The 17,703-nt window shown below is 41.7% G+C and carries 15 protein-coding genes and 1 pseudogene; 9 read left to right on the top strand and 7 right to left on the bottom strand.

Going from position 1 to position 17,703, the window contains the following annotated elements; translation table 11 throughout:
• Positions 1-107 precede the first annotated feature (107 nt).
• The 3 genes from CSV60_RS05790 (at position 108) to CSV60_RS05780 (ending at position 3,565) form a co-directional block, all read left to right on the top strand.
• Positions 108-1,286 (top strand): MFS transporter, encoded by a 1,179-nt coding sequence (locus CSV60_RS05790; protein WP_233189547.1) that lies wholly within the window; start codon positions 108-110, stop codon positions 1,284-1,286.
• 74 nt (positions 1,287-1,360) lie between these two features.
• Positions 1,361-2,317 (top strand): LCP family protein, encoded by a 957-nt coding sequence (locus CSV60_RS05785; protein WP_099636285.1) that lies wholly within the window; start codon positions 1,361-1,363, stop codon positions 2,315-2,317.
• A gap of 27 nt (positions 2,318-2,344) precedes the next feature.
• Positions 2,345-3,565 (top strand): AI-2E family transporter, encoded by a 1,221-nt coding sequence (locus CSV60_RS05780; RefSeq protein WP_369823589.1) that lies wholly within the window; start codon positions 2,345-2,347, stop codon positions 3,563-3,565.
• A gap of 337 nt (positions 3,566-3,902) precedes the next feature.
• Here CSV60_RS05780 and CSV60_RS05775 read toward each other — a convergent pair whose 3' ends face one another.
• Positions 3,903-4,856: a substrate-binding domain-containing protein gene (locus tag CSV60_RS05775; RefSeq protein ID WP_099636284.1), complete on the bottom strand. Its 954-nt coding sequence runs from the start codon at positions 4,854-4,856 to the stop codon at positions 3,903-3,905.
• Positions 4,857-5,016: 160 nt separating this feature from the next.
• Here CSV60_RS05775 and modA point away from each other — a divergent pair, with 160 nt between their 5' ends.
• The 5 genes from modA to CSV60_RS05750 all read left to right on the top strand — a co-directional run bounded on the left by modA (position 5,017) and on the right by CSV60_RS05750 (position 8,778).
• A complete protein-coding gene (gene modA / locus CSV60_RS05770; protein ID WP_099636283.1) occupies positions 5,017-5,814 on the top strand; it encodes a molybdate ABC transporter substrate-binding protein in 798 nt (265 codons plus the stop codon).
• Positions 5,815-5,842: 28 nt separating this feature from the next.
• The gene (gene modB / locus CSV60_RS05765) at positions 5,843-6,517 is read left to right on the top strand and encodes a molybdate ABC transporter permease subunit (protein ID WP_199175245.1); all 675 of its coding nucleotides are present in this window, start codon (positions 5,843-5,845) and stop codon (positions 6,515-6,517) included.
• 17 nt (positions 6,518-6,534) lie between these two features.
• Positions 6,535-7,203, top strand: coding sequence for a sulfate/molybdate ABC transporter ATP-binding protein (locus tag CSV60_RS05760; protein ID WP_099636281.1), 669 nt, complete (start codon positions 6,535-6,537; stop codon positions 7,201-7,203).
• 126 nt (positions 7,204-7,329) lie between these two features.
• Positions 7,330-8,361 carry a type 2 isopentenyl-diphosphate Delta-isomerase gene (gene fni, locus CSV60_RS05755; protein ID WP_099636280.1) on the top strand — a complete coding sequence of 344 codons (1,032 nt, stop codon included), beginning with the start codon at positions 7,330-7,332 and terminating at the stop codon, positions 8,359-8,361.
• 42 nt (positions 8,362-8,403) lie between these two features.
• Positions 8,404-8,778, top strand: a complete 375-nt coding sequence (locus CSV60_RS05750; RefSeq protein WP_099636279.1) for an rRNA methyltransferase — start codon at positions 8,404-8,406, stop codon at positions 8,776-8,778.
• Between the two features lie 1,533 nt (positions 8,779-10,311).
• Here the strand turns inward: CSV60_RS05750 and CSV60_RS16210 are convergent.
• The gene (locus CSV60_RS16210) at positions 10,312-10,560 is read right to left on the bottom strand and encodes a DUF1450 domain-containing protein (RefSeq protein ID WP_099636278.1); all 249 of its coding nucleotides are present in this window, start codon (positions 10,558-10,560) and stop codon (positions 10,312-10,314) included.
• The gene (locus CSV60_RS05740; protein ID WP_099636277.1) at positions 10,560-11,534 is read right to left on the bottom strand and encodes a cupin domain-containing protein; all 975 of its coding nucleotides are present in this window, start codon (positions 11,532-11,534) and stop codon (positions 10,560-10,562) included. Before CSV60_RS05740 ends, CSV60_RS16210 begins: the two co-directional genes overlap by 1 nt.
• A 115-nt stretch (positions 11,535-11,649) precedes the next feature.
• Here CSV60_RS05740 and CSV60_RS05735 point away from each other — a divergent pair, with 115 nt between their 5' ends.
• Positions 11,650-12,525, top strand: coding sequence for a LysR family transcriptional regulator (locus CSV60_RS05735; protein WP_099636276.1), 876 nt, complete (start codon positions 11,650-11,652; stop codon positions 12,523-12,525).
• Positions 12,526-12,745: 220 nt separating this feature from the next.
• Here CSV60_RS05735 and CSV60_RS05730 read toward each other — a convergent pair.
• The 4 genes and pseudogenes from CSV60_RS05730 to CSV60_RS05715 form a co-directional block, all read right to left on the bottom strand.
• Positions 12,746-13,024, bottom strand: a pseudogene (locus CSV60_RS05730) (Tn3 family transposase); the annotation flags it as partial.
• A gap of 718 nt (positions 13,025-13,742) precedes the next feature.
• Positions 13,743-15,734, bottom strand: coding sequence for a helix-turn-helix domain-containing protein (locus CSV60_RS05725; protein WP_099636275.1), 1,992 nt, complete (start codon positions 15,732-15,734; stop codon positions 13,743-13,745).
• A 172-nt stretch (positions 15,735-15,906) separates the two neighbouring features.
• On the bottom strand, positions 15,907-16,893 hold the full coding sequence (locus tag CSV60_RS05720) for an electron transfer flavoprotein subunit alpha/FixB family protein (protein ID WP_099636274.1): 987 nt from the start codon (positions 16,891-16,893) through the stop codon (positions 15,907-15,909).
• 29 nt (positions 16,894-16,922) lie between these two features.
• Entirely contained in the window at positions 16,923-17,696 is a 774-nt protein-coding gene (locus tag CSV60_RS05715) for an electron transfer flavoprotein subunit beta/FixA family protein (protein ID WP_099636273.1), read from the bottom strand.
• Positions 17,697-17,703 lie beyond the last annotated feature (7 nt).

Genomic DNA, 17,703 nt, shown 5'->3' with positions numbered 1-17,703 from the left:
AAATTACGTGAAATGGAATGTTTGAACTAGTACTGTTTACAATTTCATTTTACGATATAATGACGATAGGTAATAGATACGTATCACATGCAAAAGGAGTCTTTATCTTGCGCTCTAAAACTACTCAAGGTCTATTACTATTGGCGATCTTTATCGTCGCGCTCAACTTACGGCCAGCGATTACGTCAATTGGACCAATGCTAGACATCATCCGTGATGATTTGTTGTTGTCGAACACCGAAGTGAGTCTCCTGACTGTTATTCCGGTTATCTGTATGGGCGTCTTCGCCATGCTAGCGCCCATACTGAATCAGGCAATCGGCTTGAACAAAACGATGTACTTGATGTTGTCGTTACTTGCTGTAGCAACTGCCATGCGTTTTTTTGTCACTTCGTTCAGTGTGTTAGTACTGACCGCTTTCATTGCAGGTGTGGCGATTGCTGTTATTGGACCGTTATTGTCAGCATTGATCAAGCAATACTTTCCGATGCATGTTGCTATAGTCGTTGGCATTTATTCATTCGGCATGGGAATGGGGGCAACGCTGAGCACGGGATTGACAGGCGTTTTTTATGAAAAAGCTCATTCATATGGCTTCGCACTTGCAGTTTGGGCCATAATTGCGATTTTTGGCATCATTGCGTGGGCTGTCACCGCAGCGTATCCAATCGAAGTGAAACAAGTAACAAAGCAATCCGTTAAAAAAGGGAAGAATCCTTGGCGCAATAAACAGGCATGGAGCTTCCTGATTTTCTTTGGTTTACAGGCAGCATTATTCTTTTCCGTTTTGACGTATCTCGTTCCGATTGCAGTGTCGAACGGTATGACGCTTCTACAAGCGGGGGCATTGCTCAGTGGGATGACGATCGTGCAAATTTTTATGAATATCGGTTTTCCTGTTATTTTACAGAAGTTGACAAGCAGAACACCGGCACTTGTCGGCATTCTGTCGCTTGGTATTGTCTCGATTGGGTTGATGTGGACAGCAGATCCATTGTGGTTTGCGATCGGCGTTGTCATTATGGGAATTCCGCTTGGTGGATTATTCCCAATCTGTCTGCTACTGCCGATGGACGCGACCGATACGGCAGAAGAAACCAATTCATGGACCGCGATGATGCAAACAGGTGGTTTCATCATTGGTGGAATCTTACCATTACTCATCGCTACGTTATATGACTACACCGAAAATCATTACGTAACATTGTTCGTATTTCTTGTTTTATTTGTGGCTATGCTAGTGCTAGCGTTGCAAATAGGTCGATCCGCCAAGCAAAGCTCGTGACTGGACGCAACCCGTTGTGAACAGAAACGTCCTCATAACAGGATACACACGGATAATGGAGGAATGAATGCTACATGGACGAACACTTCGACGAACAACAGCCACAACGTAGAAAAAAGAAGCGTAAATTACGCGTGGGTAGAGTTTTTATGACTCTACTATTGCTTTTCACGATCACCATATCAGCGTATAGTTACTTTCAATATAAACAAGGCAAGGCCATGACGGCAGGTAGTAAGATGAATCCGGGGGAGTTTCAGGGCGATTTATTAAGTCCAGAAGATCCGACGACGGAAAATTATTTATTGCTCGGCGTCGACAATGACGGTTCCGGAAAATATCGTACGGATACGATGATGGTGCTGTCCTGGGATCAAACTGCTGGAACTGCGCATTTAATTTCATTCATGCGTGATATTTACGCACAAATTCCAGGGTACCAGTCGTACAAGCTTAATACCGCCTACTATTTAGGTGGAGTCCAAACTGCAAAAGAAACGATTTCAGGGATGTTCAATATTCCAATTCATCACTACGCAGTCGTCGATTTCGACAATTTCGAATCGATTATGGATATTGCATTTCCAAATGGCCTTGAAATGAATGTACAGAATGAAATGTCCGAAAAAATCGGTGTTACGTTAAAACCAGGCGTACAGCGGTTGAACGGTAAAGAGCTACTCGGGTATGCTCGATTTCGCGCAGATGACGAAGGCGACTTTGGTCGAGTCAATCGCCAGCAAGAAGTCATTCAGGCCATGAAAGACGAGCTGTTTACTGTGTCGACTGTTTTGCAAGCGCCAAAACTTGCCGGTGCACTCGACAACTTTATTGAAACAGATTTAACTACGAAGGACGAGCTGACTAAAGTGCTGACCGTTATCGCAAAACGAAAACTAGATCTGCAAACATTACGTATTCCAGTAGAGGGCAGTTATTCCTTTACTTCCTATAGTCATGCAGGGTCTGTCATTGAAATTGATCTAGATAAAAATAGAGAAGAGATCCGTTCGTTTTTAACTACACCCTGACGGATCGAATAAAAGGGGAGTGAGACATTGAGGCAGCCACCAAAAAAGTCTTCTTTACGAGATTTCTGGTCTATTCGTTCGACATCACCCATCGTCGGATTTCTCGGTGGTCAATCTACATTGTTTGTATTGCTGTGTTTATTGTTCATTGGATTGATCATCTTGGTCTTCACTCAAATTTCATTTATTTTCTATCCGATTCAAGTATTTTTCTCAACTGTCGTTTTACCGGTCGTACTCGCGACGATTTTATACTATTTAATGCGTCCGATTCTACGCTTTCTGGAAGAACGTTTACGTATACCACGCGTCTATGGCATTTTAATCATCTTGCTGGCCGCCGCTGGTTTATTGACACTAGTCATTTTCTTAGTGCTACCGTTCCTACGTTTGCAGACGATCAATTTATTCGAGGAATTTCCAACGTATTTCAAACAGTTGATCTTAGATACGGACCACTTTTTACGGAACTCCATTTTCGGCTCTGTCTATCAAGGGTTCAACTTTAATGTCAATACGTTCCTCGATTCCGGCTTTGAGAGCATCGGGAAGTTCTTCACAGAGACGATAGGCGGTATCGCATCAGGCGTAACTTCATTCGTTTCCGCGCTTACAGGAATTATTTTGAGTATCGTCACCGTGCCACTTATTCTATTTTATCTACTGAAGGATGGCGAGAAGTTACCACAGATGATTTTGCGCATGTTGCCACCACGTTTGCGTGACGATGCATCAGTTATATTCCGTGATGCGGATAGACAAATCAGCGCGTACATTCAAGGACAGATTTTAGTTGCAATTGCGATTGGAATCATGGTATCGATTGGCTTCCTGATTATTAAAATGAAGTATGCGTTGCTACTCGGTGTACTTGCGATGTTCACGAGTATCGTGCCGTACCTTGGTCCAGTGATTGCGATCACGCCTGCTGCTATTATTGCGATGGTTACGTCGCCATTCATGCTCGTGAAGCTCGCGATTGTGTGGACGATTGTGCAAGTGATCGAAGGGAAATTTATTTCGCCTCAGATCATGGGGAAATCACTGCATATTCATCCGATCACAATCATCTTTGTCTTACTGACAGCAGGCTCACTGTTCGGCGTCGCTGGAGTGATTCTCGGGATTCCGGCATATGCGCTGCTGAAAGTGGTCGCCACTCATGTATTTTATTTGTTCACGTTGAGATATAACCGCTTTGAAACGCAAGAAGAAATGTATTATGAAACAGATTCGATTGAAGAATAATATGAGAACAATAGAGAGTAACCCGCCTTTATGAAGGTGGGTTACTTTTTTGAAGGGAGATTGCGAGATTTCATTGAATGTTTCATCTGATAGGGTACTATTCGTTGTTTTACCGTTCAAATGTTCAGAGATTCAGAGGCTATTGAGCGGATACAAGTCTTGATAGGGCGCTTGGTGTAACGTATGAGCGGCTACGGATCGTGATAGAGCGGTTGGCGCTGGTCATTGAGCGGTTATGCATGAACTATGAGCGCTTACACGAGTTGATTGAGCGATACTTGCACTCGCTCTACTCGTTAGTGATGTCCCCACAGAAGCTGATGAACGGTCACGTTTGCTATACAGTTTCATACAAAATAGTTCCAGTCTTCGTCAAGTCATAACCACCAATCGCGGCCAGTTTTTCTTTGAACGGGGCTGAGTTCAATATTTCCACTACGAGCCCGCGCAGCTTTTCATTCTCAGGCGTTTTGATCAACACTAAGTCATACTGCTCTTGAATCAATGGAATGAAGTCTACGTTGATTAATCGGGCGGTTTTTTCGATTCCGACTCCTACATCTGCTTGACCAGATGCGATGCGTGTCGCTACGGCCATATGATTTAGTTCCTCGTCGTCATAACCGATGATAGAACGAGTTGTGATTCCTGCGAGACGTAGTTGCTCATCCAGTAAGACTCGAGCCCCTGAGCCTCTCTCACGGTTGACAAGGCGGATACCTGATTGTCCAAGGTCTGACCAATTCTGCAGATTTCTCGGATTATCTTTTTGTACATACAGCCCAGCCTTCCTGCCGAGCAAGTTGAGTACCATATACGAGCGTCCAGTAAGTAGACGTTTAATATATGGCATATTATACTCACCAGTTTCTCCGTCAAATAAATGCGTACTGACAATGTCGGCTTGTCCTTGATACATCTTGATCAAACTGTTCAAGCTGCCAGAGAAAGAGCGCAGTGGACGAAAGAGTCCGGATTCTTCTATGTGACTGGCCATGATGTCTAAGCTCAAATCCTGTCCACTGATGATGATTTGTTTGTCAGTTACAGATTCCGGCACCGTGACTTGTGGAATCATCGACTTCGAAGACACCGGCGTCGATTCACCGCCGCTTTTCAGTCGTTCTTTATACGCTGTCAAATCTACAGCATCGACACGCATTTGACGTCCCACACGATAGGCACGGATTTCTCCTTTTTTAATAATGTCATACACTGTTAACTTCGAGACTTTTAATAATTGGGCGATTTCATCGGTAGTATAGGAAATATCATGTTCTAGATTTGTCATGTCTCAACCCTCCAACAATAGTATATCTATATTCCAACATCTCATCCCCAATTGCAAAATTGACAAGTTTTACAATGCATACTATGATAATTTTAAACATAATTAGTTATGTTTAGGTATATCTAGTTATACTTTATAAAGCAGCAGGGGGTAGTATATAATGAGACGATTCTTACTTTCTACATTGTCTATTCTACTCACGATATTTCTGATAGGATGTTCAAATGCGAATGAAACTGAAAAAGCAGGCGCTGTAGATCAGGAAAACCCCGAAGTTGAACTAGTAGTTTCTGCTGCGGCAAGCTTGACAGATGCCTTGGTAGAGTTAAAAGGGCCTTTTGAAGAAGCGCATGAAGGTATTACCGTAACATACAATTTTGGAAGCTCTGGGAAATTGGCAACGACTATTGAAAATGGTGCCCCGTCTGACGTATTCTTGTCTGCCAGTTCAAACGATATGAACGACATGGAAGATAAAGATTTAATCCTCAATGAGTCAAGAAAAAATTTCGCGAAAAATGCACTCGTATTAATTACACAAAAAGATTCCGATAGTGCGATTTCTTCATTCGAAGACTTGAATACAGCGACCCTTGATCATGTCGCAGTGGGCGAGCCAGGATCGGTTCCGGTTGGTCGCTATACGAAACAAACATTAGACAGCTTGGATCTATGGGAACCTTTGCAGGACAAATTAGTTCTTGGCTCAGACGTACGGCAAGTGCTGACACATGTGGAAATGGGTAACGCAGATTATGGCGTTGTGTATTCAAGCGATGCATTCGTTTCCAATGATGTAAAAGTATTGGCAGAAGCTGAAGCGGGCTGGCATGAGCCGATCGTATACCCTGGTGCTGTCATTGCTGAATCTATGCACCAGGAAGCCGCGCAGCAATTCCTTGATTATTTGACTGGCGACGAAGGAAAAGAAACGTTGCAGAAGTTCGGATTTAAGTAAATGAAAGGAGGGGAGAAGTGTGCTAGATATGGATTACTCCCCTTTATTATTATCTCTGAAAGTAGCTGCTATCTCCACTTTCGTTGTGTTTGTAGCAGGTGTGTTCATTGCATATATGCTTGCGAAGCGTGATTTTTTTGGTAAAAGCATAGTGGAAGCCTTATTTTTATTACCGCTTGTGTTACCTCCGACCGTCGTCGGCTTCGGTTTACTCATTTTATTCGGTAAAAAGGGTTGGATCGGCAGTTGGTTGCTTGAATGGTTCGATTTCCAAATTGTTTTCACATGGATCGGCGCTGTTATCGCTTCGATTGTCGTATCATTTCCGTTAATGTATCAAAGTGCAGCGGCCGCATTTGAAAGTCTTGATGAACGATTATCGAATGCTGCGCGTACAATGGGTGCTTCTGAATGGCGCGTATTCTGGTTCATTGTATTTCCACTCGCTTGGCCTGGATTGTTGGCTGGATTGGTGCTTTCATTCGCAAGAGGTCTTGGTGAATTCGGCGCTACGTTAATGCTTGCGGGATACATACCGGGTAGAACGGACACGATTCCGATGGCGATTTATTTCGCGGTAGAGTCGGGACAAATGGAAAAAGCGACGTTTTGGGTCGTCATGATCAGTACGTTTGGCTTCGGTTTGATTTTATGGGTGAATTGGTGGAGCAAGCGCAATATTAGACGGTTTACGAAATCTTGAGTCTAGGGGGATTTGACATGTTACATGTAGAAATCACTAAACAACTCGCACATTTTGAGATGAACATTCATTTTGAAATGTGTAATGAAATCATCGTGTTAGTTGGTCCATCCGGCTCAGGTAAAACAACGATTCTGGACACTATTGCAGGGCTCGCACACCCAGATCACGGCTTAATTCTTTCGAATGAATGCACATTTTTTACAACCGGTGAAAAACCGGTGCCCGCTCGTGATCGAAAAGTCGGGTATTTATTCCAAGACTATGCGTTATTCCCACATATGACAGTGGAGAAGAATATTTGGTTTGGCGTGAGAAACAGCGAACGAAAAGAAAGTCATGAAATGATTCGCCAATTGCTGGAAGTACTAGGGATTAAGCATTTGTTGCAAAAGTATCCCCACCAGATTTCAGGTGGAGAAAAACAACGTGTAGCATTGGCGAGAGCACTTGCCACACAACCTTCCGTGTTATTGCTGGATGAACCGTTATCGGCCCTTGATAAAGAAACACGGAAACAGTGTCAAGATGAGCTTTTACGTTTACATAACATGTGGAAAATTCCGTTCATTATTGTGACGCATGATCACGACGAAGCAGAACGCCTCAGCGATCGTATTATTTACCTTGAACAAGGACAAATAACGGATGAAAAGCGGAAAAGATCTGTAGTGTCAACGTATTAAAACGTAAAAAGCTTCGATTTCATAATCAGAGCTTTTTTATTTTTGTGTAATCAAAATAGAACAGCTATAATTCATAATAACCGACAGCGACAGAAATGGATGCATCAGTAGATAGGAGCTAAAATCATGGGCAAGCAATTGAATGACCGGAAAGCACAACATATTCAAATCGTGCTGGATGAACATGTGACTGGAGATGCGATCACAACAGGTTTGGAGCAGTATGAATTTCTACATAATGCCTTACCTGAATTAGCATTTGACGAAATTAATACGGAGCAAAATTTTCTACATAAATCATGTAAAACACCTTTTTTAGTTAGTTCGATGACGGGTGGTGCGGATTTTGCGGAAACGATTAACCGAAATCTCGCACTTGCTGCGGAACAAAGAGGCTGGGCACTGGCGTTAGGTTCGACACGCGCTTTAATAGAAAGTAAAGCATTCCGTCCATCATTTGCCTTACGAAAATACGCCCCAACAGCCCCTATTATCGCGAATTTAGGTGCAGTGCAGTTAAATTATGGATTTTCTGCTGACGAATGTCGGCAAATCATCAAATATACGGATGCGGATGCGTTAGTTTTGCATGTAAATGTTTTACAAGAAGTCATCCAGCCTGAAGGAAATACGAATTTTAGTAATTTAGTATCTAAAATCGAGAAACTATGCAATGAATTATCGGTTCCGGTCGGGATTAAAGAAGTTGGATGGGGAATAGATGGGCAAATTGCCAAGAAACTTCTAGATATCGGTGTGTCATTCATTGACGTAGCCGGGGCAGGAGGGACATCTTGGAGTCAAGTGGAGAAATACCGTACAACCACAATCAAACAGCAAGCAGCGGCGGCATTTAGTGAGTGGGGAATTCGAACGTCAGATTCACTACAGATGGTCGAGCCTTATATGCGTGATAAATTACTGATTGCAAGCGGTGGACTTCATACAGGTGTCGATGCTGCAAAATGTATTGCGCTCGGTGCAGATTTTGTCGGTTTTGGTCGCGCGATTTTAGAAGAAGCTACCGAATCCGCCGAGAGCGTTTTCCAGACAATGGAAGTTCGTGAACTAGAATTACGTATGGCGATGTTTGCAACAGGTTCTGCAAATATTCAGGCGTTACAACAAACGGATCGATTACAAAAAGTGAACTCGTGAATTTACTATTTACGAGTTTCGTTAAGTTAGGAGGAATAGCCAATGTGGAAATTAGTGGGCGGAAAAATGGTTCAAACTACAGATGAAACACGGATTAAATTCCGTACGAATATCAGTCAGGAAATTTTGGAGCACTTAGAGGAATTATCTGAAGAACTTGATACATATAGCAACTATTTATTAGAAAACGGCTTACAGAACGTATTAGCTGCAGGAGTTATTGAATACGATAAGAATTTACGGCCGGCAGATCGAATCCAATATAAAACGACGTACGATCAAGAGTTATTGGAATCCGTTAAGAAGTTCGCAAAAGATCATAAGTTATTTATTAATGATATCATTGAGTACAGTGTGGAACATATTGACTTTGATAACATTAAGACTAAAGATCATAAAAACCGCTTAGAAAGCTAGGGCGAGAAGGATACCCGGAGTATAGAATATGTATAGATCGTAGAACGCCCCGAACATAATATAAATTATAGGAAGTAACGTATCAATGGAAAGTATACTTGTGATATTGAGATATTAACGATTTTTAAGGCGGATTTTACACTCGACTTATTATAATTATTTAGCATGTTCACATCAATCTTGACGTTGTTTTGATGTAAGTTTTTCATCGGTGTATATTATTTTATATGGATTTCTTGCACAAACCTTTGCAAGCCGCTTTACGATGTTAACAATGCATTTTACTTTCTTAACTCGACATGTCATGTATTTATTGATTATATGCTCTATGCAACGCCTGGTCCGTTAACGTAATACTTTATATAACGTAGGATAATTTAATCCATCATCATATACTTTTAACGTCGATCAGGTTACTATCAAAAATCTAATTACCCTTCTGTTCCAATTAACTTAATGCATTCAAGGCTTCCCTCCTAGATTACTTTACGTGCAGTACTTGATGATGGTTAGACAGTATGGCGCGGGGAATATTGAACTTACAAGGATTATTTGGAACCATGTTCAATAAGAACATATTAAGCATATGGTTTCTTCATTGCTTTAAATTCGAGCCCCGCATAGTATATCACTTTGTGGCGCTTGTATGTTCTTACTGTAGATTTAATTGTTTGCAGACATTTACTTACTCCAATATTTTGCTTGCATCCTACTGAAATAACATCGCGTTTTGTACAATCATTGGGATGTAAATCTCCTACTTATCCAACCGATCGTTGTGCATCGTTTTTCACGCTCTGAACACCCTCCTTCTTAATTGATGCTCGTGGGAAATGTATAGCATCCCAATTAATATGATGCGATGAGTAAAAAGCTAAGAAGGATTATTTGGAACCAGGTTTCTTAAGAAAATAAAATGAGATAGTTATTGTAGTTGTACATATAAAAATGCAAAGCTCGACAAAAAATGAGCTTTGCTTAGTATAACATGATTTCAGCGTCCGTATGTTCGGTTTTTAATAATTAACTACGTATATTAGTTCAACCGACACATTTCCTTTTTCATTTAACAGTTTTGTTGCTTCAGTTAGACATACGGCATTCCATACATTTACTGCGTTAATTAGTATGTTTAAAGCACATAATGCATTAAAGACATTAGCAGCAGGAAAGAAATATTCTAAGAAAAACAATTTATTTCATTATGTTGTCTCCTTCTCTACCTAACTATTAAACACCATTTAACTGGCGATAGGCACCAACAAAGGTTGAATACTGTTCCAATCATGTAAAATGAACAGAATTCCCAAAAACTTGAATTCGGTTTAAAGAGGGTCTTTGTAATGTAGAATGATTAACCCCGTGAACCATAAAAAATGGATCGCAAACTTATTTGTTTTACGATCCATTTTTTATTTATATTCTTTTTTAGCATTGCAATCTAGACAAACTTTCAGTCCTTCGTTGTCTTCCATTACTTCATCAATTACTTATTTCAACTTATCTACTATACATTCAAATGCTTTCTAATTATTAATCAACCGAACACGATTTCACGTTCATATATTGAACAACCTTCTCCACCAATGCCTCAGCATCCTCTGCTTCAATAGTTTGCAATTGAATCTGGCAAAACGGTTTAACTCTACAGCGTAGACAGCGTCTGATGCATCCTGTTTCATAAACCTTCACAAGTTCTGAATACTCCTTCCGCAAGGTTTCCTTTGCCTGTTCAGATGCAGTTCTGCGAAGATTGTTTTCACAAAATTTAACGGCGCGCATCAGGCTTCATCATAATGCGTGAATTGAATATCGAGTGTGCGCAAATAGGTTTGCAAGCCGGCATCTTGAATGGGTATAATATAAGCCGCTTCGCCCGATTCGTTATGATGGGAATGCCAAAGCCCTGGCGGTGTAACGAATGCCTTGCCAGTCACCCAGTCGATGCGAATTGGATCAATGATTTCATTGGTCTTCGGATCAATTTGGTCGCCAACCAGTGTATATGTGCCAGGTGCCGCGTACGCGACAAAATCGAGCGCAACCGATTTGTGGCTATGGGGAGCCTGATTGGATCCAACCGGCACAATGCCGAGCATTGCCCACAACACATGGGTAATCGTCAAGGTTTGGTCGAACTTTTTATTGTTCAACAAAATGGAGATTCGATTTTTCAAATGCGCATCTGGAGCATTCGCTACTTCATCCAAATGTTTTTTCGCCATTTCCGCTGTGTATACTGTTGGTTTGAAACGGGTCTCTGTCGCCTTCACGCCTAAATAGTCAAGAAGAGGCGTGTCTACAATATAATAAATTGTTGTGTCCTTGGCTGCCGTGTGAAAACTGGCCGATCCGGATGGTAATGTGAGAAAATCCCCTTGTTTCCAGTCAATGGTTTCCCCCTTCACTTCCGTGCGTCCGGCACCTGAAATAATATAGTAAAGTTCACTCGTCGCATTCGGTTCCGTTTGAATGGAATCCCCCGCATTGATGCGCATAAATTGCGCAAGCAGGGAAGGACTTGTCGCCAAATAATCGGTTTTCAATTCTCTACTCAGGTCTAATGTGACGATTCTCGTTTCACCAGCATCATAAAGCTCCGGACCAAATTCTTTGGCAGGTATCCGACTGATGAATCCGCTTCCAATCGGATCCGCCGCATTGGTATACTCCAAAAACTGCGCGTCCCCCGTCCAATTTTCCACTGCTTCCCCAATAGCAAATTTTCCCGCCTGTGCATTTGTTGACAATGACATCTCCTCCATTCGTTTGTTGTCTATAAGTTTAGCTTGCTAGTCATCATTCGTGAAGTATATAATTCATATAACAACAATATGTTTTTCGAATAGTTAGAAAGTTGGTGACACCCTAATGGAATTAAGACAGCTCCGCTATTTTATCGCCGTGGCGGAAGAATTAAATTTCAGCCGCGCGGCAAAACGATTACATATTACGCAACCACCATTAAGCATACAAATTCAAAACTTGGAAAAAGAAATGGATGTTCTATTATTTACTAGAACGAATCGAAGCGTCGAATTAACGGAGGCAGGACAACAATTCTATAAGGACATCGTAAAAATTATTGATTTGCTGGAAGGTTCAATCGAAAATGTAAAACGGATTCATCTCGGAAAACTTGGGTCTTTGCACGTCGGATTCGTTGGTTCCGCAACTTATGATATTCTCCCTGCCGTTTTACGGGAATTCCGACAACAATACCCCAACGTCCAAGTGCATCTATCCGAATTATCGACGCCCGCCCAACTCAAAGCGCTGCGAGAAAATGAAATCGATGTCGGTGTCCTGAGACCGCCTGTCCTCGATGAGACACTCCATACTGAAATCGTTTCCATTGATCCTTGCGTACTCGCGGTCCCAAAACAACATCCCTTACTCGAATTAAAAGCAGTCACCCTGGACGATTTAAAACCATACCCGTTCGTATTATTATCACCCAGAACATGGCCTGGCCTCTACACCGAAATCCTTGGCCTGTGTAATCCCGTCATCCAACAAGAAGCGCTCGAATTTCAAACAGTCATCGGTTTAGTTGCTGCGGGGATTGGCATCACTATTGTCCCCCAATCGACCATGAACCTGCATACACAAGAAGTCGTTTACATCGAGTCCATTCAACAGTTGCCTCTCGTCTCGATGGGCATTACGTATCGACGCAGTGACCAATCCATTCTTGTAAAAACTTTTTGTGAGATTGCGGATCGGGTTGCTCGGAGTGTTGTATAGAATCCTCGGAAATGCAGATGCCTATCCTCGAAAAAATGCCAGATCCTAAACAATTCGAGGTTGTTTAGAATCTGGCATCATTTCTTGAAACTTGAAAATGTTGGTCACTTTTTCCACAAATGGGGTCCTACCAACAAAACGCGGAAAACATACGCTAAGCAAAATTCGACATAAAGAAAGTCGATATTTCCTACGTTAAGGAAATTTTCGGCTATTATTTTTATTGAATAAGAGGGCGCAACGAATGTAAATCTGCTATTTTCTTCGTATCAAAGGTGTATTCACCAAGAAAATTGATATGTTCCCAACTTAATGGTGAAATATGTTTTAATAAGTCCTCTCGTAAATTCCCTTTTTCATTTAACAGTTTTGTTGCTTCAGTTAGATATACGGTATTCCATACACTAATTGCGTTAATTATTATGTTTAAAGCACTTGCACGTTGAAGCTGATCTGGCAATCCCCTTTCCCGCAATATTGAATCCCAGTTAAATGCAATAACCTCCAATTGCGAAGAACTAAAAGTGGATATGCTTATAGAACGTGGAATCGACACATCTCATGTTAATCAAGAAACACCTGAGTTTTTTGCATATCTAATGCTTTTTGATTTTCATAATGGGAATCATTGACTACGACTGAGGATAAAAAAACAACATTTTATAGAAAAGTGAAAGAGTTACAGGAAAATTAATTCTCGATTTTAAGAATCTATTCTCGGGTGGCTTCAGGAAATGTGCTTAGCGTTGTAAATCCGCATTTTCTTGACGCCACCCGAGTGCACAATAAGAAAGCCGATACTTCCTTAGCGTAGGAAACACCGGCATTCTTTATGTCTAAAATTGCTTAACGTATGTTTTTCGCTTTTTGTTGGTAGGATCTTAATCATTGTGATGTAAATTCCCTACTTATCCAACCGATCGTTGTGCATCGTTTTTCACGCTCGCGAATTCCCCTCTTTGATTGCTACACGTGGGGTATGTATAGCCTACCAAATGATATAATGCGACGAATAGTATAATGAAGAAGGATTATTTGGAACCAGGTTTCCTAAGAATATAAAAAGAGTTAGTTATTGTGATTGCACATATAAAAATGCAAAGCTCGACAAAAGATGAGCTTTGCTTAGTATAACACTATTTTAGCGTCTGTATGTTCGGTTTTAAATAATTAATTACGTATTTTAGTTTATCTGACACGTAGTATGTCATTCTGGCTTACGTTATCCAATCTTTCATCTTTTTATAGATATTGTGTGACGGTAACGCACCACCGCGTTCAATATTGCTTATATAGGATGTCGAAATATTCAATTCTTCGGATACTTGTTTCAATGTTAAACCACGATTGATGCGGCATTCCTTAAAATAACTACCCATGTTCTTGCAAATTTCTTCTTTAGTTTGCGTTAAGGAAAAATTGTTTGGCGTCTTGATTGATTTCTTCCTCTCGATCGGATCGTAATAGCTAACAATCTCGTCAGGTGGCGCGATGATGATCGTAGCATTCAACCAGACACGTAACCAGCCTTTCTTCGACATGCTGTCTTCATTCCATTGATTGTATTGCCAAAATGTAATTACGCCTTCTTCCTCCAATAAGTCAAGGGCTTTCTCCAGGCGGTCCCGAATACGTGAAGGCGCTTGTAAATCTATTGGGATACCAATTTTCTCGAGTAATGTACTGATTTTATGCGGCTGCAAGTAGCTCGCTTTTCGTGCCTGTGTACGCCAACGCCAGCTTACATAACGGATGAGTTTTTTCTCCCATTTCCGTTGATATGGATTGAATTCAATCGCTTGATTCGGTAATAACTTTACTTGTCTGGCAGCGCCTTGCAAGAAAGGATCGAAAACTTCACCAATTGTCACATATAGACGTTCGGGTAGTGACTTTTCATTTAATTCGCATGGACTGCCGTCTTCATTCGTAAAAATGAACGCACGTCCTTGCATCTTCTTGTTGACAGGTTTGCCTTGTTCATATACTAAAACCGACTCAAGTTCCATCCATAGTGACTGTATGATGGAAAGCGCTTTCAAAACTTGGATACGTTGTTGTTTTTCATAGCCACCACGCCTCCCTGTTCCTCCGAGCTTTGGCTTCAGTCCACGGATTGTCAGTAGATCATCGAAGCGAATTTCTACGCGGTCACCTACTTGCGCCAAATACATATGACATAAAGAATCCAATACGTCCACATCAACTTCCGATAACGATTCGACATCGTTACGCAGTTGATTCATACGACTTGCTGTTCGCTCCTCTTCACGCGGAAGTAGCTGCAAAGAACCTGTTAATCTTGCACCTTGAATAGTTGCTCGCGGCCATTGATCGGGTTCGCAGACAAAGTGCTGGTTAGAAATCGCTTCCGTGATGAATTGATAGATAGCATTGCTCATGACGACAAGATTATTTGTTTTTGCTGTTGATTCGATTGGCTGATGTACAGAAATCTGCTCGCAGACTCCGAGTAATTGATTGATTTGCTCCATTGAATTTTTTTCTGATTCAAACACCGCAAGTATTTCGGAAACCATTTTTTCGATGTACACGTTGACGTCAGCGGTGAATGTATTCAGAAAACTATCGTTGGAAACAAAACTTACCCTCATTTCTTCGAGAAATAATACATTCAACGCTTCTCTATCAAGAGCATTTAAAGTATTATAGCCATGCCTTTTAAGCATCTCACTGACGGTATGGTTCATTAAATACGTCCTGTACCACGTGCTGAATACATTCCAAGAATTCTCATCATTTAGACGAGTATGTGCATGTACCATTTTATCGTATTTGGCATGTAATTTATTTATAATTTCCCATTTGAGTGTTGGCTTATTCATAAGCAACGGTGTCAGATGACCTTCATAGGTGCTAAAAAATTTAGCGATCATGAACTCTGTCGCTTTCGAGAGCACTTCGCGTCTTGCATCCACACGAATCTTGAAAAACAAATCAATATTGTCCTCGTAGTCTTGCTGACGGACAATAAATGTCTCGTTTTTCCCCCTCGGAAAAATACGGTTGGCATCCACTTTTTTTCGTACGTTTTCAGATGGGAAATTAATTAAGTAGTTATAGTCAAAGAAGTTGGGCTGGCGATCATGTATGATGATCACTTGGAATGGGTCGATTTTATTTGCGATGGCTTGATGATGGGTCAGTTCATAGTTCCTGTCATTCAACAGTAAATCGTGATTAATCAAACAGAATCCCCTCCGATAAACCGTAAGTTCAGAATAGTATAACACGGATTTCCAAGATTCACTATTTACTTTTGGTTCAGTAGAAGGGATAGGTAGTAAAGAGTAGAACGAAAAAACAGCTTGAAAAGTTCGTTGATCAAACTTTTCAAGCTGTTTTATGAATGGTTAGTAGTTAAGATACTAACGCGCCTTGTAATTTGAGTTCTTCGATGAATAATGGAAGGACTTCGAACAAGTCGCCGACGATGCCGTAATCTGCCATTTTAAAGATATTCGCTTCTTCGTCACTGTTAATTGCGACAATCACTTTGGAGTTCGACATGCCTGCCATATGCTGGATCACTCCTGAAATACCTACTGCGATATAGAGATCGGGCGTTACTACTTTTCCGGTTTGACCGATTTGTAGCGAGTAATCGCAATAATCCGCATCACAGGCACCTCTGGAAGCCCCTACAGCGCCGCCTAGCAAGTCCGCTAGCTCATACAATGCATTGAATCCTTCAGCGCTCTTAACGCCGCGTCCGCCAGCGATAACGATTTTCGCTTCCGATAAATCTACGCCTTCCGTTTTCTTGCGGATCACTTCTTTGACGATCGTACGCAAGTCTTTGACATCTACTTCTTTGGCTGTGATGTCGCCTGTCCGGCTAGCGTCAGGCTCCAACGCGGAAATATTATTCGGACGGATTGTGGCGAATAGCAGTCCTTCGCCTTTCATCACTTTCTTTTCAAACGCTTTACCGGAGTAGATCGGTCTAGTGAAGAGGACTTGATCGTCTTCTTTTTCGATTGCCACCGCATCCGAGATCAATCCAAGTTCCAAGCGGCTTGCGATTTTAGGTGTCACATCTTTACCGACTGACGTATGGCCCATGATCATGCCCGATGGCTTTTCGTCCTGCATCACTTCCATGATCACCTGTCCGTAGCCTTCTGATGTATAATTGCTCAAGTTTGCATGTGAGACGGTAATGACACGATCTGCACCATAGTGAATCATTTCTTCAGCCGGTTGCTGCAAGTCTCCATCACCTAGTACCAATGCTAGAATTTCTGCATTGGCATTTAGTTGTTTTGCCGCTGCAATTGTCTCATAACTTACTTTACGAAGAACCCCTTGCTGCAATTCCCCGATTACTAGTATTTTTTCACTCATAGTAAAACTCCTTTCGTTTCGTAGATTGCTTAGATAACTTTCGCTTCACTAGACAATAAGCTGACCAGTTCTTTGACTTGTTCCCCCGTTTCGCCTACCAAAATCCGTCCTGCCTGCTTTTTAGGGGGTAAGAAAATAGAAATCGTAGCCGTCTTCGCTTCCACTTCGTCTTCATCGAGATCTAGATCATCGAGTTCAAGTTGCTCCAGCGGCTTTTTCTTTGCCTTCATGATACCTGGAAGGGACGTGTATCTTGGCTCATTCAGTCCTTGCTGGCACGTTACGAGTACCGGCATGGATACTTCAATTTTCTCGAGATCCCCTTCGACGTCTTTCTCGATTTTGGCCATTTCGTCTTCAATATCCAGCTTGACGATCGTCGTAATGAAAGGCATATTTAAACGCTCCGCAAGACGAGGCCCTACTTGTCCGCTTGCCTCGTCAATTGCCACATTCCCTGCGAGAATCAAATCCACTTCTTTTCCTTCAAAAAATGCTTCAAGAATTTTCGCGGTCGTGAATTGATCTCCTTCATCCAAGTCGTCACTCGTATTGATGAGTACCGCTTCATCCGCACCCATCGCAAGTGCTGTACGCAATTGCTTCTCTGAGTCCTCATCACCAATCGTCACAACCGTTACCGTTCCGCCGTGCTTGTCGCGTTGCTGGATCGCTTCTTCGACTGCGTATTCGTCGTACGGATTAATAATGAACTCCGCCCCGCTTTCATCAATACGACCGCCTGACACGGAAATTGCTTCCTCCGTGTCGAATGTTTTTTTCAGTAAGACATAAATATTCATATAAAAG

Origin of the sequence: Sporosarcina sp. P7 (assembly GCF_002743425.1) — a bacterium.
GTDB lineage: Bacteria > Bacillota > Bacilli > Bacillales_A > Planococcaceae > Sporosarcina.
Note: the sequence above shows the minus strand (reverse complement) of the source record. Positions and strands in the feature narration are given on the sequence as shown.

What these genes read in the sequence shown, in the direction of transcription:
- CSV60_RS05785 (WP_099636285.1), top strand. Translation starts at nt 1,361, where the DNA reads ATGGACGAACACTTCGACGAACAACAGCCACAACGTAGAAAAAAGAAG.
- CSV60_RS05775 (WP_099636284.1), bottom strand. Translation starts at nt 4,856, where the DNA reads ATGACAAATCTAGAACATGATATTTCCTATACTACCGATGAAATCGCC.
- modA (WP_099636283.1), top strand. Translation starts at nt 5,017, where the DNA reads ATGAGACGATTCTTACTTTCTACATTGTCTATTCTACTCACGATATTT.
- modB (WP_199175245.1), top strand. Translation starts at nt 5,843, where the DNA reads ATGGATTACTCCCCTTTATTATTATCTCTGAAAGTAGCTGCTATCTCC.
- CSV60_RS05760 (WP_099636281.1), top strand. Translation starts at nt 6,535, where the DNA reads ATGTTACATGTAGAAATCACTAAACAACTCGCACATTTTGAGATGAAC.
- fni (WP_099636280.1), top strand. Translation starts at nt 7,330, where the DNA reads ATGGGCAAGCAATTGAATGACCGGAAAGCACAACATATTCAAATCGTG.
- CSV60_RS05750 (WP_099636279.1), top strand. Translation starts at nt 8,404, where the DNA reads ATGTGGAAATTAGTGGGCGGAAAAATGGTTCAAACTACAGATGAAACA.
- CSV60_RS16210 (WP_099636278.1), bottom strand. Translation starts at nt 10,560, where the DNA reads ATGCGCGCCGTTAAATTTTGTGAAAACAATCTTCGCAGAACTGCATCT.
- CSV60_RS05740 (WP_099636277.1), bottom strand. Translation starts at nt 11,534, where the DNA reads ATGTCATTGTCAACAAATGCACAGGCGGGAAAATTTGCTATTGGGGAA.
- CSV60_RS05735 (WP_099636276.1), top strand. Translation starts at nt 11,650, where the DNA reads ATGGAATTAAGACAGCTCCGCTATTTTATCGCCGTGGCGGAAGAATTA.
- CSV60_RS05720 (WP_099636274.1), bottom strand. Translation starts at nt 16,893, where the DNA reads ATGAGTGAAAAAATACTAGTAATCGGGGAATTGCAGCAAGGGGTTCTT.
- CSV60_RS05715 (WP_099636273.1), bottom strand. Translation starts at nt 17,696, where the DNA reads ATGAATATTTATGTCTTACTGAAAAAAACATTCGACACGGAGGAAGCA.